General features: G+C 69.0%; 22 protein-coding genes and 1 pseudogene. 9 read left to right on the top strand and 14 right to left on the bottom strand.

The window, feature by feature from the left end:
- Positions 1-71: 71 nt before the first annotated feature.
- A complete protein-coding gene (locus ABN034_RS30870; protein ID WP_349694499.1) occupies positions 72-1727 on the bottom strand; it encodes a DNA repair helicase XPB in 1656 nt (551 codons plus the stop codon).
- A gap of 250 nt (positions 1728-1977) precedes the next feature.
- Positions 1978-2520 carry a CGNR zinc finger domain-containing protein gene (locus tag ABN034_RS30865; RefSeq protein WP_349694498.1) on the bottom strand — a complete coding sequence of 181 codons (543 nt, stop codon included), beginning with the start codon at positions 2518-2520 and terminating at the stop codon, positions 1978-1980.
- A 108-nt stretch (positions 2521-2628) separates the two neighbouring features.
- Here ABN034_RS30865 and ABN034_RS30860 point away from each other — a divergent pair, with 108 nt between their 5' ends.
- Positions 2629-3444 carry a class I SAM-dependent methyltransferase gene (locus ABN034_RS30860; RefSeq protein ID WP_349694497.1) on the top strand — a complete coding sequence of 272 codons (816 nt, stop codon included), beginning with the start codon at positions 2629-2631 and terminating at the stop codon, positions 3442-3444.
- Between the two features lie 131 nt (positions 3445-3575).
- On the opposite strand, the gene ABN034_RS30855 is transcribed toward ABN034_RS30860, so the two are convergent.
- Positions 3576-4592, bottom strand: coding sequence for a hydroxyacid dehydrogenase (locus ABN034_RS30855; RefSeq protein ID WP_349694496.1), 1017 nt, complete (start codon positions 4590-4592; stop codon positions 3576-3578).
- A gap of 187 nt (positions 4593-4779) precedes the next feature.
- Positions 4780-5817 carry a LacI family DNA-binding transcriptional regulator gene (locus ABN034_RS30850; protein WP_349694495.1) on the bottom strand — a complete coding sequence of 346 codons (1038 nt, stop codon included), beginning with the start codon at positions 5815-5817 and terminating at the stop codon, positions 4780-4782.
- 293 nt (positions 5818-6110) lie between these two features.
- On the opposite strand from ABN034_RS30850, the gene ngcE reads away from it, so the two are divergent.
- The 6 genes from ngcE to ABN034_RS30820 all read left to right on the top strand — a co-directional run bounded on the left by ngcE (position 6111) and on the right by ABN034_RS30820 (position 13119).
- Complete coding sequence (gene ngcE / locus ABN034_RS30845) at positions 6111-7550, top strand: N-acetylglucosamine/diacetylchitobiose ABC transporter substrate-binding protein (protein ID WP_349694494.1); 1440 nt, start codon at positions 6111-6113, stop codon at positions 7548-7550.
- Positions 7551-7602: 52 nt separating this feature from the next.
- Entirely contained in the window at positions 7603-8508 is a 906-nt protein-coding gene (locus ABN034_RS30840) for a carbohydrate ABC transporter permease (protein ID WP_349694493.1), read from the top strand.
- Positions 8509-8542: 34 nt separating this feature from the next.
- Positions 8543-9487 carry a carbohydrate ABC transporter permease gene (locus ABN034_RS30835; RefSeq protein ID WP_349694492.1) on the top strand — a complete coding sequence of 315 codons (945 nt, stop codon included), beginning with the start codon at positions 8543-8545 and terminating at the stop codon, positions 9485-9487.
- Positions 9488-9851: 364 nt separating this feature from the next.
- On the top strand, positions 9852-11087 hold the full coding sequence (locus ABN034_RS30830; RefSeq protein WP_349694491.1) for a Gfo/Idh/MocA family protein: 1236 nt from the start codon (positions 9852-9854) through the stop codon (positions 11085-11087).
- A complete protein-coding gene (locus ABN034_RS30825) occupies positions 11084-12262 on the top strand; it encodes a dihydrodipicolinate synthase family protein (protein ID WP_349694490.1) in 1179 nt (392 codons plus the stop codon). Before ABN034_RS30830 ends, ABN034_RS30825 begins: the two co-directional genes overlap by 4 nt.
- Complete coding sequence (locus tag ABN034_RS30820) at positions 12259-13119, top strand: sugar phosphate isomerase/epimerase family protein (protein WP_349694489.1); 861 nt, start codon at positions 12259-12261, stop codon at positions 13117-13119. Before ABN034_RS30825 ends, ABN034_RS30820 begins: the two co-directional genes overlap by 4 nt.
- A gap of 122 nt (positions 13120-13241) precedes the next feature.
- Here the strand turns inward: ABN034_RS30820 and ABN034_RS30815 are convergent, their stop codons facing one another.
- From ABN034_RS30815 to ABN034_RS30800, 4 genes are read right to left on the bottom strand one after another with little or no spacing between them, the layout of a single operon-like run.
- On the bottom strand, positions 13242-14078 hold the full coding sequence (locus ABN034_RS30815) for a class II fructose-bisphosphate aldolase (protein ID WP_349694488.1): 837 nt from the start codon (positions 14076-14078) through the stop codon (positions 13242-13244).
- A gap of 37 nt (positions 14079-14115) precedes the next feature.
- The gene (gene nagA / locus ABN034_RS30810) at positions 14116-15264 is read right to left on the bottom strand and encodes an N-acetylglucosamine-6-phosphate deacetylase (RefSeq protein WP_349694487.1); all 1149 of its coding nucleotides are present in this window, start codon (positions 15262-15264) and stop codon (positions 14116-14118) included.
- Positions 15261-16238, bottom strand: a complete 978-nt coding sequence (locus tag ABN034_RS30805; RefSeq protein ID WP_349694486.1) for an ROK family protein — start codon at positions 16236-16238, stop codon at positions 15261-15263. The genes nagA and ABN034_RS30805 overlap by 4 nt, the downstream gene beginning before the upstream one ends.
- Complete coding sequence (locus ABN034_RS30800) at positions 16235-17140, bottom strand: SIS domain-containing protein (protein ID WP_349694485.1); 906 nt, start codon at positions 17138-17140, stop codon at positions 16235-16237. The genes ABN034_RS30805 and ABN034_RS30800 overlap by 4 nt, the downstream gene beginning before the upstream one ends.
- 377 nt (positions 17141-17517) lie before the next feature.
- On the opposite strand from ABN034_RS30800, the gene ABN034_RS30795 reads away from it, so the two are divergent.
- Entirely contained in the window at positions 17518-18306 is a 789-nt protein-coding gene (locus ABN034_RS30795) for a DeoR/GlpR family DNA-binding transcription regulator (protein WP_349329741.1), read from the top strand.
- A gap of 540 nt (positions 18307-18846) precedes the next feature.
- Here ABN034_RS30795 and pdxH read toward each other — a convergent pair.
- Positions 18847-19656, bottom strand: a complete 810-nt coding sequence (gene pdxH / locus ABN034_RS30790; RefSeq protein WP_349694484.1) for a pyridoxamine 5'-phosphate oxidase — start codon at positions 19654-19656, stop codon at positions 18847-18849.
- A gap of 90 nt (positions 19657-19746) precedes the next feature.
- On the opposite strand from pdxH, the gene serC reads away from it, so the two are divergent.
- On the top strand, positions 19747-20880 hold the full coding sequence (gene serC / locus ABN034_RS30785) for a phosphoserine transaminase (RefSeq protein WP_349694483.1): 1134 nt from the start codon (positions 19747-19749) through the stop codon (positions 20878-20880).
- Between the two features lie 533 nt (positions 20881-21413).
- Here the strand turns inward: serC and ABN034_RS30780 are convergent.
- The 5 genes and pseudogenes from ABN034_RS30780 to ABN034_RS30760 form a co-directional block, all read right to left on the bottom strand.
- Positions 21414-22364 carry an anti-sigma factor RsbA family regulatory protein gene (locus ABN034_RS30780; protein WP_349694482.1) on the bottom strand — a complete coding sequence of 317 codons (951 nt, stop codon included), beginning with the start codon at positions 22362-22364 and terminating at the stop codon, positions 21414-21416.
- Positions 22364-23182 (bottom strand): MEDS domain-containing protein, encoded by an 819-nt coding sequence (locus ABN034_RS30775; protein WP_349694481.1) that lies wholly within the window; start codon positions 23180-23182, stop codon positions 22364-22366. Before ABN034_RS30775 ends, ABN034_RS30780 begins: the two co-directional genes overlap by 1 nt.
- Positions 23183-23334: 152 nt before the next feature.
- Positions 23335-25755 carry a YncE family protein gene (locus tag ABN034_RS30770; protein ID WP_349694480.1) on the bottom strand — a complete coding sequence of 807 codons (2421 nt, stop codon included), beginning with the start codon at positions 25753-25755 and terminating at the stop codon, positions 23335-23337.
- Entirely contained in the window at positions 25752-25928 is a 177-nt protein-coding gene (locus ABN034_RS30765; RefSeq protein WP_349329643.1) for a hypothetical protein, read from the bottom strand. Before ABN034_RS30765 ends, ABN034_RS30770 begins: the two co-directional genes overlap by 4 nt.
- Positions 25929-26257: 329 nt before the next feature.
- Positions 26258-26539, bottom strand: a pseudogene (locus ABN034_RS30760) (RNHCP domain-containing protein); the annotation flags it as partial.
- Positions 26540-26970: the final 431 nt, after the last annotated feature.

Raw genomic sequence — 26970 nt, 5'->3', positions numbered from 1 at the left:
TTTGGAGGAGGGGGCCCCTGTCCGCTGCAGGGGTCCCCCCATCCAACACGCCTCGGCTACAGGCGCCTGACCTAGCTCGGTAGGTCGCCCGACAGTACGTCGTCGGCGTCGATGATGCGGTACGCATAACCCTGCTCTGCGAGGAACCGCTGCCGGTGCGCCGCGAAGTCCTGGTCCACCGTGTCGCGTGACACGACCGCGTAGAACCGCGCCGCCCGCTTGTCGTGCTTGGGCCGCAGCAACCGCCCGAGCCGCTGGGCCTCCTCCTGCCGCGATCCGAACGTCCCCGACACCTGGATCGCCACCGCGGCCTCCGGCAGGTCGACCGAGAAGTTCGCCACCTTGGAGACGACGAGGAGCGAGATCTCGCCGGTACGGAAGGACTCGAACAGCCGCTGCCTCTCGCGTACCGTCGTCTCGCCCTTGATGATCGGCGCGTCCAGCCGGGCGGCGAGGTCGTCGAGCTGGTCGATGTACTGCCCGATGACCAGCGTGGGCTCACCCCGGTGCTGCGCGGCGAGGCGTTCGACGACCCGCGCCTTGGTGTCCGTCGTGGACGCGAGCCGGTAGCGCTCGTCGACCTCGGCCGTCGCGTAGGTGAGGCGTTCGGCGTCGGTGAGCGTGACGCGTACCTCCACGCAGTCGGCCGGCGCGATCCAGCCCTGCGACTCGATGTCCTTCCACGGAGCGTCGTACCGCTTGGGTCCGATGAGACTGAACACGTCGCCCTCGCGGCCGTCCTCGCGGACCAGCGTGGCCGTCAACCCGAGCCTGCGCCGGGCCTGCAGGTCGGCCGTCATCCGGAAGATGGGTGCGGGCAGCAGGTGAACCTCGTCGTAGACGATGAGCCCCCAGTCGCGGGCGCCGAAGAGTTCGAGATGGGTGTATGCGCCCTTGCGGCGGGTCGTGACCACCTGGTACGTCGCGATGGTGACGGGCCGGATCTCCTTGCGGGAGCCGGAGTACTCGCCGATCTCGTCCTCGGTGAGGGTGGTACGGCGGACCAGCTCGTCCTTCCACTGCCGGGCCGCCACGGTGTTGGTGACGAGGATCAGCGTCGTCGCCTTCGCGTGCGCCATCGCGGCCGCTCCGACGAGCGTCTTGCCCGCGCCGCACGGGAGGACGACGACGCCGGAACCGCCGTGCCAGAACGCTTCGGCGGCGTGGGTTTGGTACGGACGAAGTGCCCATTCGTCCTCGGCCAGGTCGATGTCGTGCGCCTCGCCGTCGACGTAGCCGGCGAGGTCCTCGGCCGGCCAGCCGAGCTTGAGCAGGGCCTGCTTGACGTGCCCGCGCTCGGAGGGATGGACCGCCACCGTGTCGAGGTCGATCCGCTTGCCCAGCATGGGCTTGAGCTTCGCGCTGCGAAGGACCTCCTCGAGTACCGGCCGGTCGGTGGTGACGAGGACAAGGCCGTGGGTCGGATCATTGTCGAGGCGCAGCCGACCGTAGCGCGCCATCGTGTCGGCGACGTCGACGAGGAGGGCGTGGGGTACGGCGTACCTGCTGAAGCGGAGCAGCGTGTCGACCACCTGCTCGGCGTCGTGGCCGGCGGCGCGGGCGTTCCAGAGGCCGAGGGGTGTGAGGCGGTAGGTGTGGACGTGTTCCGGGGCGCGCTCGAGCTCGGCGAATGGCGCGATCGCCTTGCGGGCGTCGTCGGCTGCGGGATGCCCCACCTCGAGCAGCAGGGTCTTGTCGGACTGGACGATGAGCGGGCCGTCGTTCACGCGATCTCCGGGATCTCGTCGGGAACCTCCAGTGTCCAACCCCGGGCAACCCCGCAGTTGTTCCGCCTCGCCGCGTGGCACAGGCGGTGCCCGTGGTTCGCTGGGTCCAGGGGTTGGCTGCGGGTCCGGGTTGGTTGCGGTCCGGGTTGGCCGGGCTCGCCGGGGCACAGCTCATGATCATGAACCGAAACCGGACTATGAAGGGCGACGGGGCTATACCACCTGAGAACCTTCCTGATCACGATCATGATCACGGGCCAGTGGCGGCGCCAGGTCCGGCGGCGGACCTGCGGCGGGCACGGAACGCGGCGACGTTGGCCCGGGACGAGCAGCGTTCGGAGCAGTAGCGCCGCGACCGGTTGGGCGAGGTGTCGACGAAGACGTTCTGACAGCCCTTCGCCTGGCAGCACCCGAACCGGTCCGCGCCCAGGTCGCAGACCACGACCGCCATCCCCATCAACCCCTCTGCCGCCAGCGTTTCGGCCACGGACGACTCCCGCTCGGCCACGTGCAGGTGCCAGCTCTGCGCGTCGTGACCGGAGACGAACGGCGAGACGGGGTGCCGGGCGAGAAGTTCGTTGAGGAGGCGTACGACGTCTTCCGGGTGGTTCGAGTCTGCTTCGAACGCGGGCCGGAGCTGGCGCTGGAGCCGGCGGAGAGCGCGGACGTCGGTGCCGGTCACCCGGTCGGCCAACCAGGGTCGTTCGCCGAGGTGGGTACGCAGGTCGTCCTCGTCCTCGAGGGGCGCGTTGACGAGGTCCGCCGCCTGCTCGGCGTAACGGAGAAAGTCCACTTGTGCACCTTACCGCTCCTGCCTGGAGTGTAATTGCCATATTCGCACAGTGACCATTACACAACCATCCCATCCAGCCCGAGAGAAGGACCGACAAGGGAGGCATACGTGCCGCATGCGCAGCGGGCCGAGACATCCGAGACATCCGAAACAGCCGAGACATCGCAGGCACCGGCGGACTGGCATTCGTGGCAACGCACCTGGGACCTCCAGCAGGAGGCGTTCATGCCCGACCGCGAGGAGCGATTCGCCGCGCTCCTCGACGTCGTCGAGGCTGCCCGCGGACGACATCCCCGCGTGCTCGACCTCGCCTGCGGGACCGGCTCCCTCACCCGCCGGCTCCTCGCCCCCTTCCCCGATGCCACGAGCCTCGCACTCGACCTCGATCCCGCTCTGCTGCGGATCGCCCGCGGGACGTTCGCCGGAGACGACCGGGTGCGGGTGGTCCGCGCCGATCTTTCCTCGCCGGAGTGGCGGAACGCCGTCGGCGGGGACTTCGACGCGGTGCTCACCGCGACCGCCCTGCACTGGCTACCTGAGCATCGGTTGCGCTCCCTCTACGCCGAGGTGGCCGACGTCCTGCGCGCGGGCGGAGTCTTCTGCAACGCCGATCACATGGTCGACCCTGGCCTGCCTGGGCTCACCGAGAGGCTCACGGAGTTCGACGACGCCCGCCGCGAGAAGTCGTACGCCGCAGGTGCCGCACTGTCGTGGCCTGCGTGGTGGGACGCCGCCCGCGAAGCGCCCGAGTTGGCCGATGCGGTCGCCGAGCGGGACGCGCTCTTCAGCCGGCCGGACACGGATCACACGGAGTCGCTGCTCGGCCATCCGACGCACCTGGACTTCCTGCGTACGGCGGGATTCAGTGAAGTCGGCCTGGTCTGGCGCGGTCGAACCGACGCCGCCTTCGCCGCCGTCAAGTAGTCGTTGACACCCGGCACGCTGCCGTCAAGGAGCCCGTTGGCGCCGAGACCTTCGCCAGGCGCCACATAGCCAATGATCGCGCAGCACGCATCAACCCACGGCGGCAGGAGACCGCCGTGGGGCGGAGCGTTCTACGCGAGGATCGGCAGGCGTTCGGCGAGTACGGGAAAGGCGAAGCCCTCACCGCGGGCGTAGCGTTCCAACTCGTCGAGCGCCAATGCGCCCATCCGGTTGATCTCCCGGCCGAGCGACCCGGCGATGTGGGGTGTGAGCACGACGTTGGGCATCGCGAACAGCGGCGAGTCCGGCGGTAGTGGTTCCGGGTCGGTGACATCCAGCACGGCGTAGATCCGGCCGGTCGCGAGCTCGGCCGTGAGCGCCTCCGTGTCGACCAACCGGCCGCGTGCGGTGTTGATGAGCGTCGCACCCGAACGCATCATCGCCAGCCGTCGCGCGTCGAACATGGCCCGCGTCTCCGGGATGTCCGGCGCGTGGATGGTCACGACGTCGGAGCTGCGGACCAGTTCGTCGAGCCCGACCAGTCGGACGTCGAGCCACTCGGCCGTGGCGACGTCGATCGTCGGGTCGGCGAGGAGCACGCGCATGTCGAAGGGACGGAGCAGCTCGAGCACCCGGCGTCCGACATGGGAGGCGCCGACGATGCCGACCGTCGTCCGGTAGTTGCCGAGGCCGGGATGGACCGCCGCCCAGTCCCGACGGGTCGCGTCGGCCCGGTACGCCGCCTGGATCGGCAACGCCCGCTTGCCGGCCAGCAGGATCATGGCCAACGTGTACTCCGCCACGGGAACGGCGTTGGCGGAGACGGCGGACGACACCGCGATGCCCCGCTGCCAGCAGGCGGGGGTGATCAGCGACTTGACCGATCCGGCGGAGTGGATGACCGCCTCGAGCGCGGGGGTTGCGGCCATGACGTCGGCGTCGAGCGGCGGGCATCCCCAACACGTGAGGAGCACCTCTGCGGTGTGGAGTGCCGCGCGGGCCTCGTCGGTCGTGAAGTCGTCGATGATCTGGTCGACGTCGACCTCGGCCAGGTCGCGGAGTCGCTGCCGGAGCCGGTCGTCGAACAGTCGCGGTGGGTGGGCGGGCGACATCGCGAGAACGACGGAGGGACGGCGGACGGCAGGCATGCCTCGCAGAGTAGCGGACAGACTCTGCAAGCGCTTTCCCACCCTGATGAAGATGATCAACGGCGATGGATCGCGCATCACCGAGGCGATGCGCGACGTGGGGAGGGTGCCCTTCATCCAATGGCACCTTGGATGAGTGCGCCCCTGTGGCGAACCTACTTGGGGGGGGGGGTCATCCGGAGCCAGATCAGGACGTACGCAGATCGCGGGTGCTCTCGCGAATGACGACCTCACCGCGTACGCGCACGAGCCGGTCCTTCGTCGGCGCCTCGAGCTCGAGGGCCAGCTCTCCCGCGCGTACTCCCATCTCTTCCAGCGGCAGCCGGACAGTCGTCAACGGCGGCACCAGGTCACGCAGGGTCTCGATGTCGTCGAATCCGGCGATCGACAGGTCGCGTGGAACGTCGACCCCCAGCTCGCGGCAGGCGGCCATGGCGCCCACCGCCATCACGTCGTTGACGCCGAAGACGCAGGTGATGTCGAGCCCCCGGGACAGGAGTTCCCGTCCGGCCTCGTAGCCGCCGTCGCGGGTGAAGGGCCCCTCGATCAGCGCCTCGGGCGCCAGCTCGATGCCCTTCTCGGCCAGGCCGGCCCGGAAACCCGCGAGCCGGTCGCGGGCGGTGAGGATCGCCCGCGGCCCAGCGAGGACGCCGAACCGTCGGTGCCCGAGTTCTGCGAGCCGGACGGCCAGCTCCCTCGCCCCCGCGCGGTTCTCCGGGAGCACGGTGTCGGCCGGCAGCCGGTGCTGGCTGACGCAGGCGATCCGCCCGCCGGTACGCCGGAACGCGGTGACCTCCTTCGCCAGCCGGTCCGTCTGCTCCTTGTCGGCCATCCGGGATCCCGCCAGGATCACCGCCCGGGCGCGCTGGGCACGCAACATCGCGACGTACTGCACCTCACGGTTCGGGTTGCGGGAGGTCGTGCCGAGGGTGACGATCAGCCCACGCTCGTCGGCGACCCGCATGACGCCGGAGGCGATGGCGGAGAAGTACGGGTCGGCGATGTCGTGGACGACGAGACCCACGGTCGAGCTCGTCCCCCGCGCCACGGCCTGGGCGTGCAGATTGGGGGTGTAACCGAGCTCGTCAGCGGCTTGGAGCACGACGGTACGCAGGTCCTCGTTGACCCGGCGGGTGCTGCCGTTGAGGACCCGTGACGCCGTGGCGAGCGAGACTCCGGCACGCCGCGCGACGTCGCCGAGGGTGACGACCGTGGGAATGCTCATCAGGTTCTCCGCCCCGGCACTCGACGCGATGGGTTCTGAGCACCAGCATGCCGGATCGCGGGCAACGATGGACGCCGAGCCGCCTGATGGCCGCCGTTCGCCATGGCGCGTGCTCCGAAACGTTCGAATGAAAGTTACGACTCTGCGAACCACCGCCGTAAACCCTTGTTGCGGCGTGGTCCCGCCACTAGTGTGCTCGGCACTCCACGGCCGAACGGGGTCTGTGGAGCTTCCGGCGCGGACGCCACGCGCCCACCCCTCGAAGCCGCCGGCATGGCTCACCAGGAGGCAGGATGACCCAGCACCGCAGGTACGCAGGGTTCGACCGTCGCGAGCTGCTTCGCCGCGCCGCGTTCCTCGCCGCAGCCGCTGGAGGCGGCACGGTGTTCGGCGCCTGCGCGACCGGCGGCGGTGGTGGCACGACCGGACCCACGAAGAAGCCGGGTGGCAAGGTCGACGCCAACAACCCGTTCGGTGTCGACCCCAAGGCACCTCTCGACGTCGTGATCTTCAAGGGTGGCTTCAGCGACGAGTACGCGAAGTACCACGAGGCGATGTACAAGAAGCGCTACCCCGAGTCCGAGGTCAAGCACCTCGGCACCCAGGACATCACCCCGCAGCTGCAGCCGCGGTTTGTCAACGGCACCCCGCCCGACGTCTTCGACAACTCCGGCGCGCAGGACCTCGACACCGCCACCCTCGTCAACCAGGGCCAGCTGCTCGACATCACCCCGCTCCTCGACGCCCCCTCGTGGGACATCCCCGGCAAGAAGGTCGGCGAGACCCTCATCGAAGGCGCGCTCGACCCGCTGCTCTTCGAGGACAAGCCGTACGGAATTCCGTACGCCCTCAACATCAACGGGCTCTGGCACGACGGCAAGCTGTTCGAGGAGAACGGCTGGGAGACGCCGGAGACCTGGGACGACCTGATGGCGCTCGGCGAGAAGACCAAGGCCGAGGGCATACCGCTGTGGACCTATCAGGGGCAGTACCCCGGCTACATGGTGTCGGTCTTCAACCCGATGGTGCAGAAGCACGGCGGCAACGAGGTGATGAAGAACATCGACAACCTCGAGGACGGTGCATGGCAGCAGGACGCGGTCTTGGCGGTCGCCGAGGCGTTCTTCGAGCTGAAGTCCAAGGGCTACATCATGCCGGGCACGGCTGGGCTCAGCCACATCCAGAGCCAGGCCGCGTGGGCGCAGCACAAGGCCGCGATCATTCCCTGCGGCTCATGGCTGAAGAGCGAGCTGGGCTCCCAGCTTCCGGGCGACTTCGAGATGACGATCGCGCCGACGCCGTCGCTGGACTCCAGCGACAAGCTGCCGTTCGACGCGGTGCCGTACAGCCCGGGTGAGAGCTTCCTGGTGCCGTCGAAGGCGAAGAACACCGCCGGCGGCCTGGAGTTCCTCCGCATCATGTTGTCGGCGGAGGGTGCGCAGAAGTTCGCCGAGCTGACCTACACCCTCACCATCGTCGACGGCGCGCACGACAGCCAGGATCTCGACAGCACGCTCGAGTCCTCGCTCGAACTCGTCAAGGCCGCCCAGGCAGTCGAACGCATCGAGTCGCCGAAGTACGGCACGTGGTATCGCCCCCTGCAGGAGGAGATCGAGGCCGCCATGGGCGTACTCCTCACCGGCAAGCTCGATGCCAGAGGATTCCTGGAGCGGGTGCAGAAGAAGGCCGATGCGGTGAAGAAGGACCCGAAGATCAAGAAGTTCACGCGCTGACGACACCGAACGCGCAGAGAGCGGGAGCGACGCAACGATGCGAAAAGGTCGCGTGCCTTTCATCCTCGCCTTCCTCACGCCGCCCCTCGCCCTCTACGTGGTCTTCGTCCTGTCGCCGTTCGTGCAGGGCATCCAGATCTCGTTCACGAACTGGACAGGGTTCACACCGACGTTCGACTACATCGGTTTCGCGAACTACATCGCACTGCTGCAGGACGCCGCCTGGTGGCACGCGGTGGGCAACAACCTGAAGTTGCTCGTCGTCATCCCGATCGCGACCCTTGCACCCGCTCTGATCTTCGCGTCCCTGCTCACCCGCGGCGGCGGAGGCGGAACTCGGGAGGGTCTGTTCGGCGCGAAGATCTACCGCGTCGTCTACTTCTTCCCGCAGGTTCTGCCGGTCGTCATCGTGGCGATCATGTTCCAGTTCATCTACAGCACCGATGGCGGACTGCTGCAGAAGGCGCTGGAAGCCGTTCGCATCAACATGCTGGACGTGATCCCCAACGGCCCGCTCGGCAACCCCGGCGTCATCCTGTGGGCCATCGCCTTCGTGGCGGTCTGGGCGTCCATCGGGTTCTACATGGTGTTGTTCATCGCGGGAATGCAGCAGATCCCGCGGGAACTCTTCGAGGCGGCGGCGATCGACGGTGCCGGCCGCGTCCGCCTCTTCACCCAGGTCACGCTTCCACTCCTGTGGGGGCACGTGCAGGTCGCACTCGTCTACATCTGCATCAACACCCTCGACATGTTCGCCCTGCTGTCGGTGCTGGCCCGCAACGGTCGGGTCGCCGACTACGGCGCGGACGTCATGGCCACCCAGCTCTACCGCACGGCGTTCGAGTTGAACTCGCAGTTCGGGTACGCCTCGGCGATGGCGACGATGCTGCTCGTCTTCTCGCTTCTCCTTGCGGTGTTGACGTTCCGGGTGACCAGGCGCGAACGCCTCGAGTACTGACCTGTCTGCCCCAGATCCAGGAAGGAGAGTCGCGATGGGCTTCATGCCACCGGCAGCGCCGGGTACGACCCAGGCCGGCGAGGTCGAGCAACGCCTGGCCCCGTCACCGGCACCGCGCCAGCGATTCACCGGCGCGGCGGTCCTGGGCGAGGCGATCCCGCAGATCTTCGTGATCAGCTGGGCCCTGATGGTCATCCTGCCGATGGTGTGGGTGCTGCTGTCGTCGTTCAAGAACAACCGGGAGATCTTCGCGAGCCCCTTCGCGCTGCCGCGTGAGTGGCAGTTCTCGACGTACGCCGACGCCTGGGCGACCGCCAACATCGGAACGTTCTTCATCAACACGATCATCGTCGTGTCGTGCGGTGTGTTGCTGACGCTGCTGTTGTCGTCGATGGCCGCGTACGTCCTTGCCCGTTATGAGTTTCCGGGGAGCCGGCTGGTCTACTACCTCTTCCTGGTGGGCATGACGTTTCCGTTGTTCCTGGCGATCGTGCCGCTCGTGAAGGTCACCCAGAACCTCGGTCTCCAGCAGAGCTTTCTCGGCCTGATCATCGTGTACGTCGCGTTCTCGCTGCCGTTCTCGATCTTCTTCCTCACCGCGTTCTTCGCCTCGTTGCCGAAGGAACTGGCGGAGTCGGCGTTCATCGACGGTGCCGGGCATTTCCGGACGTTCTTCCAGATCATGCTCCCCATGGCGAAGCCGGGGCTGATCAGCATCGGGGTCTTCAACTTCCTCGGGCAGTGGAACCAGTACCTCCTGCCCCTGGTGCTGAACCCGTCGAAGGACGAGCAGAACAGCAACTTCCTCCTGACGCAGGGGCTTGCCGATCTCGCACTGCGTACCCGCTATGAATCCAGTGCCACGTCGGTGGCGGAGATGTTCGCCGGCCTGGTGATCGCCATGATCCCGGTCCTCGCGGTCTACATCGTCTTCCAGCGCCGGGTCGAAGAAGGCCTGACCGCCGGAGCCCTGAAGTAGCGCCGGAGCCCTGAAGTAGCGCCGGAGCCCTGAAGTAGCGCCGGAGCCCTGAAGTACCGCCGGAGCCCTGAAGTAGCGCCGGAGCCCTGAAGTAGCGCCGGAGCCCTGAAGTAGCGCCGACCCGGGAGGTAGGACGGGTCGAGGCCCTGGGCTGCCCGCGCGCTCTGTCCCGTGATCATGATCGTGATCATGAAGGATCTGTGTACGTATAGACCGCTTCTCCTTCATGATCATGGAAGCGTGGCAGCCGCGATGTCCGAGGCTGGACTTGCCCGAATCTGTCGCTCTCAGATACGCTGGAAAGCGTTTTCCCTGGGAGATTCCGGGGTTTCCTGCCGGGCACCTGGCGCAAGGAGCCGGCCCGATGGGAGCTGCGGGTTACGCGTTCCCCGCGAAGACGCGAGTTCGGAGTGTTCGCGGGGGTGGGGACCGGAGGGCGGAGGAACGCATGGCCGTACGCGAGATCGGCATCGTCATGAATGGCGTCACCGGGCGGATGGGCTACAACCAGCACCTGGTGCGGTCGATCCTGGCGATTCGCGCACAGGGCGGCGTGGAGATGGCCGACGGCACCCGGGTCGTCCCGGATCCCATCCTGGTCGGGCGTTCGGAGCAGAAGCTGCGTGACATTGCCGACCGGCACGACCTCACCCGCTGGACGACCGATCTCGACACCGCGCTCAGCGACTCGTCGGCGTTGATCTACTTCGACGCCCAGGCCACCCGGCTGCGCGAGAAGTCCGTTCTGGCGGCGATCGCGGCCGGCAAGCACATCTACTGCGAGAAGCCGATCGCGGACTCCCTCCTCGGCTCCCTCGAACTCGCCCGCGCCGCCCGCGATGCCGGCGCCCGCAACGGTGTCGTGATGGACAAGGTGTTCCTTCCCGGTCTGCGCAAACTACGCCGGCTCGTCGACAGCGGTTTCTTCGGCCGGATCCTCTCGATCCGCGGCGAGTTCGGCTACTGGGTGTTCGAGGGCGACTGGCAGCCGGCGCAGCGGCCGAGCTGGAACTACCGCGCCGAAGAGGGCGGCGGCATCACCCTCGACATGTTCTGCCACTGGAACTACGTCCTCGAAGACATCGCCGGCCCGGTCAAGGCGGTCACGGCCCGTTCGGTAACCCACATTCCCCGCCGTTGGGACGAGCAGGGCAAGCCGTACGACGGAACCGCCGACGATGCCGCCTACGCGATCTTCGAGCTGGAGGGCGGGGTCGTCGCGCAGCTCAACTCGTCGTGGTGCGTACGCGTCTACCGCGACGAACTCGTGGAGTTCCAGGTCGACGGCACCGAGGGCAGCGCCGTCGCCGGATTGCGCAACTGCCGGATCCAGCACCGTGCCACGACCCCGAAGGCGGTGTGGAACCCGGACCTGCCGGCCACGGAGCAGTTCCGGGACCAGTGGCAGATCGTTCCCGACAACGCCGAGTTCGACAACGGCTTCAAGTCCGAATGGGAACAGTTCCTGCGGCACTGCTTCGACGACACACCGTTCGCCTATGACTTCCTGGCCGCCGCGCGCGGCGTGCAGCTCGCCGAGCTCGGCCGCCGGTCCTCCGACGAGGGTCGCCGAATCGAGCTACCAGAGGTGGGCCTGTGACCTCGGCACCCTCCGGCACGGCGTCGGTCGTCCTGCCCCGGGCGGACGGGTCGCTCGAGACCTATCGCCTCGCCGAGCCGCGTAACTGGCAGCGTCCGGAGCGTCCCTTCTCCAGCCGGATCGCGTACGCCGCCGCCCATGTCGTCGCTGATCCGCTGGCCGACAACGCACCCGGCGCGCCGGCCCGACTCGACTGGGAGGCGACGCTTGCGTACCGCCGGCACCTGTGGTCCTACGGTCTTGGCGTCGCGGACGCGATGGACACCGCCCAGCGGGGCATGGGTCTCACCTGGGACACCGCCGCCGAGCTGATCCGGCGCAGTGCCGGCGAGGCCACCGCCCAGGGCGGCCTGCTCGCGTGCGGCGTAGGAACCGACCAGCTGCCGTGGCCGCCACCTGCCGAGGTCGGCCTCGACACCGTGATCGGTGCGTACGAAGAACAACTCGCGGTGGTCGAGGGCGCCGGTGCCCACCCGATCCTGATGGCCAGCCGGCACCTCGCGGCGACGGCGCGGGGCGTTGAGGACTACGCGAAGGTCTATGCACGACTGCTCGGCCAGACGACGACGCCGGCGATCCTGCACTGGCTGGGGCCGATGTTCGATCCGGCGCTCGAGGGTTACTGGGGCGCGGTCGACGTCGACGAGGCCACCGACGCGTTCGTCGCGATCGTGCGTGAGCACGCCGCCCGAATAGATGGTGTCAAGGTCTCCTTGCTGGATGAGAATCACGAAGTACGGCTGCGATCCGCGCTGCCCGGGGGCGTACATCTCTACACCGGCGACGACTTCAACTATCCGGCGTTGATCAGGTCCGGATCCGATGCCCTGTTGGGGATCTTCGACGCCATCGCACCTGCGGCGGCCACGGCGCTGGCGGCTCTGGACCGCGGTGATGCCGAAGCCTATGACGAGGCGTTCGCGGGGACGGTGCCCCTGTCGCGGCACCTGTTCAGTGCGCCGACGTACTACTACAAGACCGGAATCTGCTTCCTGGCCTGGCTTTCCGGGCATCAGACGGGGTTCTCGATGGTCGGTGGGATGCAGAGTGCGCGCAGCGTTCTCCATCTGGTGAAGGCGTTCCGGCTCGCGGACCAGGCCGGTCTTCTGCCGGATCCGGACCTGGCGTGCGTGCGGATGCGGGAGTTCCTCACGGTGCACGGAGTCGGCTCGTGAGTGCCACGCCGACGCCGGCAGAACGCACCGCCGATCCGCGACTCGCGCGGCTCTCGCTCAACCAGAAGACCACGAACCGTTGGAGTGTGGCCGAAGCGGTCGACGGTTGCGTACGCGCCGGGATCCCGGCGATCGGTCTGTGGCGCGAGCCGGTGCAGGACATGGGGCTCGACCACGCCGCCAAGCTCGTTCGGGATGCCGGGCTTCGGGTGTCGTCGCTGTGCCGTGGCGGTTTCCTCACCGCAGCGGACCCGGTGGAGCGTCAACGTGCTCTTGACGACAACCGGCGGGCGATCGACGAGGCGGCGACGCTCGGCGCACCGTGTGTGGTCCTGGTCGTCGGCGGGTTACCGGAGGGCTCGCGGGACCTGCCGGGCGCCCGGGCGCGGGTGGCCGATGCCGTTGCGGAGTTGGCTCCGTACGCCGGTGAGCATGGCGTACGCCTGGCACTGGAGCCGCTGCATCCGATGTACTGCGCGGACCGTGCCGTGCTGTCGACGCTCGGACAGGCACTCGACCTCGCCGAGAAGTTCCCGCTCGACCGGGTGGGCGTGGTCGTCGACACGTTCCACGTCTGGTGGGATCCGACCGTCTGGGCGCAGATCAGCCGGGCGCGGCTGCGGATCGCGTCGTTCCAGGTCTGCGACTTCAACCTGCCGATCCCGTCCGACGCGTTGCTGGCGCGCGGCATGATGGGCGACGGCGTGATCGAACACCGGCCGTTCCGGGTCGCGGTCGACGAGGCGGGCTACACCGGCGACATCGAGGTGGAGATCTTCAACGCCGACATCTGGGCGGCCGATCCCGACGAGGTGGTCGCGACGATGGTCCAGCGCTACATCGACCTCGTACTCTGAGCGACCCCCGGCCGATCCCATGATCATGAAGGAAATGAGGGCTATGCGCCCGCAAAACCTTCGTGATCACGATCATGATCACGGGGTACACACGGAGCGGGAGAGGTTGTTACCAGGCCCCCTCAGGTGGCTTTGAGGACGCCGAGCAGCCGGGTCACCTCGCGGGCCACGGCCGCGCGCCCGGGTGCGAGGTACTTCCGGGTGTCGACGACGCTCGGGTTCGCCGCGAGGTAGTCCCGTACCGCCGCCGTGAACGCCTGGTTCAGCGCCGTTGCGATGTTCACCTTCGTCATCCCGGCCTCGACGGCGTGGGTGAGGTCGGCCTCGGGTACGCCGGACGAGCCGTGCAGCACGAGCGGCACTGGTACGACCCGGCGGTGCGCGGTGATCAGGTCGAAGTCGAGTGAGGCGGTCTTCTCCAGCATCGCGTGGGACGTGCCGACGGCGATCGCCAGCGCGTCGACGCCCGTCGCCTCGACGTACGCCGCCGCCTCGTCCGGGTCGGTCCGGGCCCCGGGCGCGTGCACGCCGTCCTTGCCGCCGACCTCACCCAGCTCCGCCTCCACGAAGACATCCCGCGCACGGCAACGTGCCGCGACCTCGCGGGTGGCGGCCACATTGTCGTCGTAGGAAAGGACCGACGCGTCGAACATCACCGAACCGAAGCCCAGCGTCACCGCCTCCCGCACCAGCTCCGGATCGGTCGCGTGGTCGAGGTGGACGGCGACCGGGACGGAGGCCTCCCTTGCCACCGCGAGCGTCGCGAGGGCGAGGGGTTCGAGTCCGCGGTGGTACTTCACGGCGTTCTCGCTGATCTGCAGGATCACCGGAGCGCCCGCGTGTTCGGCACCGGCGACGAGGGCCTCGGCGTGTTCGAGCTGGATGACGTTGAACGCACCGACGCCGCGGCCGGTCTCGGCGGCCTTGCGGACGATCTCACCGGTGGGTGTCAGCGGCATGTGCGGTTTCTCCTTCGCAAAGTCCGTGCCAGGCTCTTCAGCGGGCAGCGCCCGGTTCGCCGGTCACCCAGCAACCGCGCCGCATCACAGCGACGACCGCGAGGTCCGCGTCGAGGACGACCAGATCCGCCAGCAGTCCCGCCTCGAGGGCGCCCCGGTCGGCGAGCCCGAACACTCGCGCCGGAGTCGTCGCCGCGACCCGCGCGGCCTGTTCCAGCGACAGCCCGACGTCGTGGACGGCGAAGCGGAACGCCCCACCCATCGTCAGCGTGCTTCCCGCGATCGAGTCGCCGCCGGCCAAGCGTGCCACGCCCGCCTTGACCTCGACGGACTGCTCACCGAGACCGTAGACGCCGTCGCCCATCCCGGCGGCCGCCATCGCGTCGGTGACGAGAGACACCCGCTCGACGCCCGCGGACCGCACGGCGAGTCCGATGGCGGCCGGGTGCAGATGGATGCCGTCGGCGATGAGCTCGACCGTCACCCGGGAGTCCTCGAGCAGGGCGCCGACCGGCCCGGGCGTGCGGTGGTGCAGCGGTGGCATGCCGTTGAACAGGTGCGTACCGACTGTCGCCCCGCGGTCGACGGCTGCGAGGACGGTGGCGTAGTCGGCGTCGCTGTGCCCGACGGCGGCGACCGCGCCCGCGTCGACGATCTGGCGTACGGCGTCGAGCCCGCCGGGGAGCTCCGGCGCCACCGTCACCATGGTCACGCCCCCGCGACCGAGCCGCAGCAGGTGGGCGACCTCCTCGCGCGCGGGTGAACGCAGGACCGCCGGATTGTGCGCACCCCGGCGGACGGTGCTGAGCCACGGCCCTTCGAGGTGGATGCCGGAGAGGAGGTCGTCGCTCACGAGGTCCGCCAGCGCGGCGACCTGGCGGTGAAGCTCGTCCGCGGTCGTGGAGATGAGACTCGCGAACGTCGTGGTCGTGCCGTGCGCGCGGTGGAAGCCGACGACCGTCGCCGTGTCCTCCGGAGTCGCCGAGAGGTACGACGCACCTCCGCCGCCGTGGACGTGGGTGTCGACGAACCCGGGTACGACGATCCGGCCGGACAGGTCCAGGTCCACCGCCGTCGGCGCGACCCCGGAGCCCACTGACGTCAGGCGGTCACCTGTCACCTCGACCCAGCCGGGATCGAGGACACCGGCGGGAGTCACGACCCGCGCGTTGGCCAGCACCGTCACGGCGTCGCATCCTTTCCTGGGGCTCCCACGTCTCCCGCGTCGCTGTCGGGACCCGCATTGTCCCCGGTGAGCCGCCAGGCGAGCAGCGCGGCTCCCAGGCACCCGGCCTGGTCCCCGAGTGCCGCCCTGGCGATCCGGGGCCGGCGCTGGAACGTCAACCGCTTGTCGAGTTGCGCCTCCAGCGGCGCGAGGAGAAGGTCCTCCGCCTCGGCGAGTCCGCCACCCACGACGACGACCTCCGGTCCCAGCAGGGTGACGCCCGTGTGCAGGACCGTGACAAGCGCCGAGACCGCCTCGTCCCAGACCGCGCGGGCCACCGGGTCTCCACTGCGTACGGCCGCCGCCACCCCGGCGGCGCCCGCCACCTCGACTCCTGCGCGGGCTGTGTACCGGCGGGCGACCGCCGCCGCGGAGGCCACCCGTTCCAGGCAGCCACGGCCGCCGCAGCCGCAGGGGTCGCCGTCGGGTTCGACGACGATGTGCCCGATCTCGCCGGCATACCCACCCGCGACGATCGGTCGGCCGTCGACGATGCAGCTGGCGGCGATGCCCGTCCCGAGCGCGACGAAGAGGACGTCGCGCGAGCCGGCCCCGGCTCCGAGGACGCTCTCGGCGAGCCCGCCGGCGCGTACGTCATGACCCAGTGCCACCGGCAACCCCAGGCGCTCCCGCAGCAACGTCGCCAGCGGGGCGTCACGCCAGCCGACGTTGGCCGCGACCACGGCGACACCGGCGGCTTCGTCGACGATCCCGGGAACGACGAGTCCGGCCGCGGACGGAGCCGCGAGCCCCGCTCCGTGGGCTTCACCCGACAGTGTTTCGAACGCCGTACCGATCTGGTCGACGACCGCGTCCGGACCCGCTTCGACCGGGGTCGGAAACGACCGGCGGAACCGGACGGTACGCCGGGAGTCGACCAGCGCGCCCTTCATCGTCGTACCCCCGACATCGAGGGCGACCACGCACCTGGTCACGAAATGCCGGCTCCGCTGGCAGGGGACAGGACGACGGAGAAGCTGAGGTTGCGAGGGCGGTCGGGGTCGAGCGACTTGGCGGCGCCGATCTCGACCGCGAGCCGCTGGATCCGGATCAGCTCGGCAACCGGGTCGCTCTGGGCTTCGGACACGACGAGCGCGCCGAGTTTGCGGATCTCCTCCACGAGGCCAGTCGGGGGAGCGCCGAGGAACCACACGACCGACGACGTGTCGGTGATGCTGATCGGCCCGTGCCGGTACTCCATGGCGGGGTAGGCCTCGGTCCACGACAGCGACGCCTCGCGCATCTTCAGCGCCGCCTCGTTGGCGAGGCCGATGGTCCAACCGGTGCCGAGGAAGGTGAACTGCCGGCGTTCGACGGCGCCGGCTGGGAGCGGGGCCGCGACGGTGGTCTCCGCGTCGGCGATCGCCCCCTCGAGGGCGATGCCGAGGTGCGCGCGCAGCAGGGTCAGCGCCGACGTCGCGAAGCGGGTCTGCACGACGGCGTGTTCCTCGGCGAAGTTCAGGACGACGGTCTCGTCGGCGAGATCCACCATCGGCGCCACTGGATCAGCGGTGAGGGCGACGGTGGGGACGCTCCCGCGGAGCCTCGTCAACTGGCTCAGGACCTCGGTCGTTGTGCCCGAGCGGGAGAGCGCGACCACCCGGTCGTAGCGGCGTCCCTGCGGGAACTCGGTGGCGGCGTACGCATCGGTCTCGCCGTGGCCGGCGGCCTCGCGCAGGGCGGCGTACGACTGACCGATGAACAACGAGGTGCCGCACCCGAGAATCGCGACCCGCTCGCCGGGACGGGGGAGCATGGTCCCGGTTTTGTCGGCGAGCATGACGGCCTGTCGCCAGCAGTCGGGCTGGCTGGCGATCTCGTCGGTCACAAACGGCATGAGCACCCCAAAGCTCGAGTTTTTTGGCTCGCCCGAGCATAGGGCATCAGCTCGCTCGTTTGTGCATGTTAGGAACGATAAGCGATCAGTGTTGTGCAGATTTGTCGCGGAGTGTAGATGATCCCGCGTCGGTGACACTGTCAGTGGCGATCAACTGCCAGTATTTGCTGGACGAAAGAATCGACACGAGATTCGAAACGGGGGCCTGACGTGTCGACGCCTGGGCGCCGGGGATGTGCCGCTTCGTGGGGAAACCCACGCGTTTGTGCCGTCGTTCCGAAACTATCTGCAGCTTCCTGCGCGCCTCCGGGCGCGTCTACGCACCTTATGATCGGTTGCCCGGCAATACGCGCAGTTTCAGGCATGGGGCGGTGACCATGAACCGTTACGAACGGTTGAATGCGATTCTTGAACTGGTCGCCGAACGCAGCCAGATCGACGTCGAAACTCTCGCGGAGGAACTCGACGTCTCGACGGCGACTATTCGCCGCGACCTCGATCATCTGGCGCAGCAACAGTTCCTCACCCGCACCCGTGGCGGTGCGGTCGCGCACAGCGTCGCCTACGACCTGCCGCTGCGCTACAAGACCGCGCGCCTCGCCAGCGAGAAACAACGCATCGGCAAGGCCGCCGCAGACCTCGTGACCGCCGGCATGGTGATCGGGATCAACGGTGGTACGACCGCGACCGAGGTGGCCCGCGCCATCGCCACCCGCAGCGACCTGCGCTCGCCCAACGGCGGTCGCCGCGCCGTCACGATCGTCACCAACGCCGTCAACATCGCCAACGAGCTCACCGTCCGGCCGCACGTCAAGATCGTCGTGACCGGAGGAGTCGCCCGGCCGCAGTCCTACGAACTCGCCGGGCCACTCGCGACCCACATCCTCGAAGGCGTCAGCCTCGACATGGCGATCCTCGGCGCGGACGGGATCAGCCCGGAGCACGGCGCGAGCGCCCATCACGAGGGCGAGGCCATGATCAACCAGCTGATGGCGGCCCGCTCCCGCCAGGTCGTGGTCGTCGCCGACAGCTCCAAGATCGGTGCGCAGGCGTTCGCCAGGATCCGGCGTACGGAGGAAATCGATCTGCTGATCACCGACTTCGGCGGACCGGAGGAGTCGATCCGGCTGTTCGAGGAAGCCGGCGTCAAGGTGATGCGGGTCTGACGGATGCCGGTCTGACGGTCCTGCCAGGCTTGCCCCAGGACCGCGGCTGGCCCCTCGGTGACCGGCAACCGCTTGTGCGAATGTGACGCGGATGTGAACGGCACTCTTCGTACTTGTCACGTCCGCCGGACATGCCGCCAATGGTTCGGCCGACACAGGAATCCGCCGCAATACCTCGTTGTCAGATGGGCGGCTCCCGCGTACGGTCGGGCGTACACGGGAAAGGAGGTGGTCCAGCGCATGCATAGCTCTGGGACTCGTGAGGTGGCTGTCCGCTAGCCGCCGTTCCATTTGAGGACCGACTGCCGACTACCGGCCCGTCCCGATGGCACCGTGTTCATACCCGCACCCTGGTGGGCGGGTTCCCTCATGTCAGGGGACCCGGAACAACGAGTGCCGGACGGCGGCCGGCGAAACCAAGGCAGCCACCCGACCCGCGGGCGCTGGAACTAGTCCCCCCAGCACACAAAGCCCGCGGGTCGCCTCATGCCCGGATCCTTTGTGCGCATGGGGTTCCGAGATCCGGGTCGTACGCAGATCTCACGGGGCCAGGCGCTCGATCCGCCAGCCGCCGCCGGAACTCTCCCGCCGGTACCGCACCCGATCATGCAGCCGGCCCTGGCGTCCCTGCCAGAACTCGTAGGACTCGGGCCGAATGCGGTGGCCGCCCCAGAAGTCCGGCAGGGGAATCTCTGTTCCTTCCGGCCAGCGCGCCTCGAGGTCGGCGTACTCCCGGTCGAGGGTCGCCCGATCAGGGACCACGCTGGACTGCCGGCTCGCCCACGCTCCGAGCTGGCTGTCGCGCGGCCGGGACGCGAAGTAGCGGGCGGACTCGTCCCGGCTGACGATGCTGGTCGTACCGCTGACCCGCACCTGCCGCTGCATGGCGTGCCACGGGAAGACGAGCGCGGCGCGCGGGTTGGTCGTGAGGTCGGCGGCCTTGGCCGACTCGAGGTTGGTGTAGAAGGCGAAGCCGCGTTCGTCGAGACCCTTGAGCAGGACGGTCCGCGCGGACGGGATGCCGTCGGCGGTCGCGGTCGCGAGCACCATGGCGTTGGGTTCGGCGATGTCGGCTTCGACCGCGTCGGCGAGCCACTGCTGGAACTGTACGAGCGGGTCGGACGCCAGGTCGGCTTCGTTCAGCGGCCGGTCGGCGTAGCGGCGGCGCATCGCGGCCAGTGGCGACTCACGGCCTGATCCCTGTTCCACGAGCCACGACCCTAGCGCGAGCGCTCGCCGATGATCACGAAACGTCGCCGAGGCCATCACCTCCTCGGGCTCGATCCACACGTTCGGCGCGGAGATCACCTCGCCGAGGTCACGGACCGGGCTCCTTTCGTGATCACGCACCCGGATGGTGGCGGACGGGGCGGGGCACCGGGAGCGATGGAGCCGCCTGAGACAATGAACGCTCGTTTCTTCCGTTCCGAGAGGTGGCTCGTGACCGACGCAGTTGATCGCATCGTGATCCCCGCTGACCTGAAGCCGGCTGATGGCCGGTTCGGCTCGGGACCGTCGAAGGTCCGTCCCGAGGCGGTGGAAGCCCTGTCCGCGGCGGCGACCTCCCTGCTCGGCACGTCCCACCGCCAGGCGCCGGTCAAGCAGCTCGTCCGCCGGATCCGCGAAGGGGTCGGCGCGCTGTTCGGGCTGCCCGACGGCTACGAGGTCGTGCTCGGCAACGGCGGGACGACCGCGTTCTGGGACATCGCGGCGCACAACCTGTTGCGCTCGCGAACCCAGCTGCTCTCCCATGGCGAGTTCGGGTCGAAGTTCGCGGCCGTGGTGTCGGGCGCACCGTTCCTCGACACCCCCACGATCGTCAAGACCGAGCCGGGGACACTGCCGACGCCCTACGCCGAAGAGGGTGTCGACGCGTACGCCTGGCCGCACAACGAGACGTCGACGGGCGTGATGTCGCCCGTCCACCGGGTCGATGGCGCCGCTGATGACGCCTTGCTGCTCATCGACGCGACGTCGGGGGCGGGGGGCCTGCCGGTCGACATCGCCGCGACGGACGCGTACTACTTCGCGCCGCAGAAGTGCTTCGCCGCCGACGGCGGACTCTGGGTCGCCGTCCTGTCGCCGCGGGCGCTGGCCAGGGTCGACGAGATCGCCGCCTCCAGCCGCTACGTCCCGACATTCCTGGACCTGCCGACGGCGATCGACAACTCCCGCAAGGACCAGACGTACAACACGCCCGCCGTGGCGACGCTGATCCTCTTCGCCGAGCAGCTGGACTGGTTGCTGGCGCTCGGCGGGCTGGAGGGCGCGGTCGGTCGTACGTCCGACTCGTCGAGCCGGCTCTACACCTGGGCGGAGAAGTCGGAGTACGCGACGCCGTTCGTCGCCGACCCCGATGCCCGCTCGCTCGTGGTGGGGACCGTCGACTTCGATGCGGCAGTCGACGCCGCGGCGATCGCGAAGGTCCTCCGCGCCAACGGCATCGTCGACGTCGAGCCCTACCGCAAGCTCGGCCGCAACCAGCTGCGGGTGGGGATGTTCCCGGCGGTGGACCCGGCCGATGTGGAGGCGTTGACGGTCTGCATCGACCACGTGGTCGAACGCCTCGGCTGAGCTCGACGGGCGGAGGCCTACCGGCTCAACCGGGCGCTCGCCGGGTGAGCGTCGGTGCTGGGGCAGGTGCTCCCTGTGTGCCGCCCGCGCCGGCGTCGAGTTCGCCTCGGTGGTTGTCATTCAGACGACGATCTGGTTGTCCGGCAACCTGGGCGGCGGCGGTCTCGGGTGTCCCGGCCACGAGGCCGGCAGTGACCACGACGATGGCGGCGGCAAGGGAGAGGCGGCGACGAGGGTGCCGGTTCGTGCGGATCCGCCACGCCCGGCTCCGTCGATGCTTGGGGGATCCTGCCTGGTGGCGACGCATTGTTACCCTCCCCGCCCCCGGCAAGCGCCGGAAGGCACACCACCGCGCAAGGCGAGAGGTGTTGCTGATGCCGATCTGTTCCCTATGTCAGGTATGACTAAGAGTAGTTAATCACGTACGAAACGTAAACGATCGCCCGATCGCCCTCGGGGCTTTCCCCCCGTCAGGAACCGCGTCGTCCGGCGACAAACCGTGAACGCACCAGATCCGGGTCCTGCTGTCGCCTTCAGCGTGAGGTCAGGAGTCGGACGGTGAAGGCGTCGGCTGTCGGCGCGGTCTCGATGTGGTCGCACATCCGCCGGGCGAGCCACAGTCCGTGGCCGGGAGCCATCCGCCGGTCCTCGAGCGGCACATAGCCCGCGAGCGGGTCGTCGAATCCGCCACCGTGGTCGACGACCGTGCTGAGGAGTTGGTCCTGTGCGGCCCAGAGGCGTACCTCGACCGGGGGTCGGCCGTGCACGAGGGCGTTGCTCGCGACCTCGCTGAGGGCGTGGACGAAACCCTCGACCTGTCGCTCCGGGAACGTCGTACGCGCCAGGCCGGTCCCGTAGGCGACGCGGCGCAGCTCGGCCAGGTCGGTGAGGTCGTCGGTGAAGAAGCTGGGAGTGGTCTGTTCCAGCACATGTGGACCGATCGACGGCAGCTGCCGGAGGAACTCCGCTGGTTCGACGTAGTGCGGGTTGGCGGTGCGTTCCCGATCGGGCGTGACGACATGGGGATGGGTGAGCCTCGCGAGCTGGAGTACCCCTTCGGGTTGGCGTTCGGTGTGGTAGAGGCACACGTTCCACAGCGGATAGTTCGCGAGTGCCACGTTGGCGACCGCCTCCAAGGTGCTCCACCAGGCCCACTCCCTCGGTGTCGCGCCGAAGTTGATCTCGCCCATCAGCCGGATCTGCCGGGCACCGGACCGGAGCTCTCGGCGGAGCACGGCCGCCGACTGGGCGATCGCCTCGGCTGGGCGGCCGGCAGTGCCGACGCGGGGGACGACCTGGAGGCGTGGGTGGTCGCCGAGCCTCTCGGTCAGCAGCCTGTTGTGGTGCGTACGGCAGGCAAGGATGACGGACTCGTCGTGGTCGAGAGCCTCGGACAGGAAGGGCAACGCCACCGGCAGCAGTTCGTCGTCGGAGCTGTAGAAGAGGATGTCGTGGACATATCCCCCTGATCCTGGCTTCACCATCACGCCGCTCCGCTCAGTTCGAAATGTTCGATCTCGTCGATACCGAGCACGCGCAGGAACCACTCGGTGTCACCGGTCGGTGCCCTGAGCATGACCCGCCCGCCCGCGTCCCGAAAATCGGCGGTGCCCTCCACCAAGGCGCGGGCGGCCGCGACTCCCATGAAGTTCACCGAACTCAGGTTGACCACCAGGCGCTCTGGTGCACTGGCGGAAACGACCTTCAGCAGGAGGGTCAGCAACGTGTCGTTGGTGACGTCGAGTTCGCCGGCGACGACCATTCGGTCGGCATCCATCCCGGTGATCAGATGCGCTGCGCGGATCTCACCCGCGTGCAGTTTGACGGCAATCTCCAAGACGGACGCATCCAGAATGTTCGCGCGATATTGACACAACGCCGAGAACGGATAATGGCGACAATGATCGTCGAGCATATTCTCGAGATCTGCTTGGGCGCCGTCGAGGAAGTCGCCGACCAAGGGAGGGTCGACGGATATTCGGGCGGCACGATAACCCTCAGCCAATGCCTGTTCGATGATCTCCCGCGTTCGACCGGGACGACCGAGATCCTGCGGTGACTCAATGCTCAGCTGGCCGTCGTCGAGCGCGGCGGACACGTCGATCCCCTGCTCTGTCAGGGTTTCGGCGATGTCCGGCGGAAGGGACACCTCGACCTGGCCGTAGATGACCTTCTCGCCCTGGACGAGACCATGGCGGATCCAGGCGACCAGGAGGGTCTTCCGCTCTGGCTCTGTCCTGTGCAGGAGCAGGAGATGGCCATCCCAGCCGAGAGCGCCCTGCGGTTCGTCATCCAGCACCACGGCAACCACGCAAATGGAAAGCGAGTGCCTGTTATTGCTCAGGCGACGTACTCACTCTACCCGCGGCGATCGTCAGGTGTTCCGAGTGAGTTGTACCCTCGCGACTTTTATGGGGTCGGGGCGGGCCTGGTACCGGGGGTGCCCACAAGGGGTCACTCGGCGGGATCGTCGTCGCGGAAGAGCCGCCTCGGCGTCGGTGGTTTCCGGTAGTCGTCCCGCCAACTCGGCCGGCGTGACGCCGCCTCGGCTTGATCCTCCCCCCACGGGGTATCGGGGCGCTGCGGTTCGGCCCAGGGAGGTGGGCCGGCGTCCGATGGTCCGTCGTCGCGGGGCCGTCCACCCTGCGGCGGTCCCTGTTCCCAGGGCAGGGCACTGGACTGCCGCCACGGCAGGCTCGGCTCGGGCGCGGGATCCCAACCGGGAGGTGAGGCCTGGGCGGCGGGCTGTCCGGAGGGATCCGGGCCGTTGTCCCAGCTCATGTCGTTGTCGGGCCGCGGCGGACTGTGCCAGCCACCGTCCTCCCACGCCGGCGGCGCGGGGATGCTGTCTCGCGCGTATGCCGCAGTCGGCTGGTCGACGTAGGCCGGTGGCTGGTCCTGTTGGCCCGCCGACGCGTCCTGGTAGCGCGACGGGTCCTGGTAAGGCGAAGCGTCCTGGTAGCGCGAGGGGTCCTGATAGGGCGACGCGTCCTGGTATCCGGGGGAGTCGCTCTGGAACGGCGGCGGGTCCGCGTACGCCGGCGGCGTGTCCTGGTAACCCGGTGGCGGGTCGTTGTAGGCCGGTGACTGTCCGCCGTAGGGCGTCGGCGGGTCAGCGTAGGCCGGCGGCTGGTCCTGGTAGCCCGGGACCGGGGGCGAATCGGCGTAGGCGGGTTGGTCGCGGAAGCCGCCCGGCGGGTCGGAGTACGCGGGTGCGTTGTCGCCATAGGCCGGGGAATCGCCATAGGGAGGGCGATCGCCGTAGGCGGGGGGTTCGCTGTACGCCGGCATGTCGCGGTAGCCGGGCGGCGGGTCGTTGTACGCCGGCGGTTGGTCGGAGTAGTCCGCGGGCTGGTCCGCGTACGCCGGCATGTCGCGATAGCCGGGAGGCTGATCCGGATAGTCGTGCAGATCGTTGCCCTGCTGCCCTCCCGTGGACCAGGACGGGTCCGGCTCGGGACCGGCAACAGCGCCGGCAACGGCGCCACCCCCCGCCTGGTCCGGCGGCCAGGGTGCCGCGGCCGGCGGCCCGTCACCCTGATCGCCCCAGCGGCCGGGTCTGTCGTCAGGCGCCTCCCATGACGGAACCGGCTCCCGGTCGTCGTCGCGCCACGGCGGGCCGTCAGCCTCGTCGCGCCACGCGGGCGCGCGGTCGTCGTCGGGCCAGCGCCTGGGCACGCCGTCGTCATCAGCCGCCCACGGTGCCTCCCGCGGGTCGTCGGCGTAGCGGAGCCGGTCCGCTCGAGCGACGTCGTCGAATTCGTCGAGGTCGTGGCTCACCGGGGCCTGGCGATCCCGCACGCCACCCGGGGCGACGGGCCGCCGCCGCGCACGCGGGAAAGCCACGATGCCGGCCAGGAGCGCGGCCCCGAGCACGAGTGCGGGGATCCACCACGGGATCCCTCCCAGCAAACCCTTCACACCGGACCCACTACCCGCCTCGGTGCCTTCGCCCGCGCCTTCGTCGCCAGCATTTTCGCCGGCGGGGTCCTTGGACGCTGTGGCGCTCGGCTTCGGGGGCGGCGGCGCCGTCGACGACACCGTGTAGACGGCCGATCCCGAGCCCTCGCTGCCGGCGAAGAACTGCTTTCCGTCGGGGCTGACCGCGATCGACTCGCCCTGCTTCTGCCGCGGGAGCCCGACCGTGCGGGTGACCTTGCCGCTGGGGAGTTCGATCACGTACGCCTTGTCGTACGTACGAAGGACCGCACCGGAGCCGTCCGGCAGAAAGGCACCGTCGGTCACCACCGGTGGCGCGTCGCCGACCTTGGTGAGGGTGCCGGTCTCACCGGGGACCGGTTCTTCCGGCGCGGCGTAGATGCCCCCACCGTCGGGTGACTTGGTGACGACGTAGATCTGTCCGGTCTCTGGATGGACGAGGATGGCCTCGGCGTCATGCGGACCGTCTTCGTAGGCGAAGGGGTACCTGCTCCACTGTTCGCTCGTGTCGCCGAGCTCCTCCGGTTCGCGGAAGCGGTACAGCGTGATGGTCTCCCGCGCGCTGTCGTTGTCGCCGATGTCCCCCACCCAGATGCGTCCCTCCGGCCCGGTGGAGATCGCCTCCCAGTCCTCGGGTGTCACCTCGCCGAGGGTGACCGTGGCGACGACGGCGCCGGAGCTGTCGAGGCCGAAGACCATCGCTTCGCCGCCGGAGTCGTTCATCGTGTAGAAGAGGTCGGGGTGCTTCGTACCGACCGTGAGGCCGCTCGACTCCGTGATCCGCTCATCGCCGATGGTGAACGCTTCCTTCGGCGCCGGCGGATCCTCGGCGAGTGCCGGAGTGCCGAAGAGCACCGACGCTCCGACCAGCCCCGCCACGAGGGCGGCAGCTGCCGTTGGACGATGTTGACGCTGGCCTGTCAGCTTCGAGATCACGACCGCAGCACCTCCGCGGGGTCGGGCTCCAGGGACCGCGCAAGCGCGGGTGACACCCCCCACGCGGAGCCGATGCGCCGGTGGTCGCTGACCATCTCGGCGGAGGCGTCCGCGCCGGTAGCGAACCCGCGGAGCAGGTTGCGCGGCATGTGCTCCGAATCGACGAACTCCATCACATCGACCCCGCAACCCACAAGCCGTGGCTTCGCTACGTGAAGACCCTCGGTGAGCACATCGGTCAGCTTCTCACGAAGAATGCCGCTTCGGGCGGGAGGGGACAGGCCGGAGGCGGGCGACCGTCCCAGCCTGCGGGTCCCGCGAAGCGGGATCTCCCGTCCTCGGGCGTCTCCTACCGGCGTGGGATCGGCCGACGTTCCGGCTGCTGGCGGTCCACCGACAGCGCAGTTGGTGGCCCCCGACCGCTACCCGGGGCCGCCGAGTGGGATCGCCGCGTCCCGTGCATCTGGACGCCGAGCCGGTCGTCGCCCGGCTGCGCCGCCATCTAACCCGGTGGCAGGCGTACGACCGCGTCGATGTCGTCCGGCGCGACCGTGTCGAGAGCGAGGCGGTTGGTCCGCCGCTCCCCACAGACCACGCAGCGATGCACCAGCGCCCAGCCCTTGCCGCGTGGTCTGGTCAGCCCGACCGGCTCCATCGGGCCACCGCACCGACTGGCCCGGTCGCCCGGGTGGACGTCGACATGACACGACCACAGGCAGTACGGGCAGTGGTTGCGGAAGCTTCCGTTGGTGCAGGCGGGTACCGGAGCGGCGCAGAACAGGCAGGTGAACGCGGAGTTTCTGGACGCGCGCTGATTCGGCGTACCTGCCTCCTCGAGTCCGTCCCGCGAATGGCGGGGAGTGGATGACTCGAGGGCGCAGGGTTCCGTTCGTTCTCACCCTGGCGGCAGTGCGCGCCAGGGCTCCCGGGCTGGACCGGTCAGGGACCTGTTCACCGCCTCGCGCTTCCGCGAGCGGCGATTACTTCCGGTTCCGGCGTCACCGTCGGCCGTTCTGGTCGACGGATCAGGACCACGACCGGGTTTGCCCCGCGGCGGGCCGGGTGCTCGGTATCGCGCCTGGCGGCTGGCCGCGGGGAGTGTCCCGGCCACTGTCAGCCAGGCGAGTTCCAGTTTCGAGTGCCCAACTGCCACCGGTCGGTGTGGGTCCGGTCGCACCGGCGTCGGCGTCGTCCCCTGTCAGGCGAGTACGACGA

Source organism: Actinopolymorpha sp. B11F2, from assembly GCF_040195635.1.
Classification (GTDB): domain Bacteria; phylum Actinomycetota; class Actinomycetes; order Propionibacteriales; family Actinopolymorphaceae; genus Thermasporomyces.
The sequence above is the reverse complement of the archived record's forward strand: the minus strand, read 5'-3'. Positions and strand labels throughout refer to the sequence as shown.

Bases quoted from the DNA above. Each gene is read 5' to 3' on its own strand.
- ABN034_RS30835 (WP_349694492.1), top strand. From the start codon at position 8,543: ATGGGCTTCATGCCACCGGCAGCGCCGGGTACGACCCAGGCCGGCGAG.
- ABN034_RS30795 (WP_349329741.1), top strand. From the start codon at position 17,518: ATGAACCGTTACGAACGGTTGAATGCGATTCTTGAACTGGTCGCCGAA.
- ABN034_RS30815 (WP_349694488.1), bottom strand. From the start codon at position 14,078: ATGCCGCTGACACCCACCGGTGAGATCGTCCGCAAGGCCGCCGAGACC.
- ABN034_RS30850 (WP_349694495.1), bottom strand. From the start codon at position 5,817: ATGAGCATTCCCACGGTCGTCACCCTCGGCGACGTCGCGCGGCGTGCC.
- ngcE (WP_349694494.1), top strand. From the start codon at position 6,111: ATGACCCAGCACCGCAGGTACGCAGGGTTCGACCGTCGCGAGCTGCTT.
- ABN034_RS30855 (WP_349694496.1), bottom strand. From the start codon at position 4,592: ATGCCTGCCGTCCGCCGTCCCTCCGTCGTTCTCGCGATGTCGCCCGCC.
- ABN034_RS30765 (WP_349329643.1), bottom strand. From the start codon at position 25,928: ATGGAGTTCGTCGATTCGGAGCACATGCCGCGCAACCTGCTCCGCGGG.
- ABN034_RS30780 (WP_349694482.1), bottom strand. From the start codon at position 22,364: ATGGTGAAGCCAGGATCAGGGGGATATGTCCACGACATCCTCTTCTAC.
- ABN034_RS30830 (WP_349694491.1), top strand. From the start codon at position 9,852: ATGGGAGCTGCGGGTTACGCGTTCCCCGCGAAGACGCGAGTTCGGAGT.
- ABN034_RS30800 (WP_349694485.1), bottom strand. From the start codon at position 17,140: ATGCCGTTTGTGACCGACGAGATCGCCAGCCAGCCCGACTGCTGGCGA.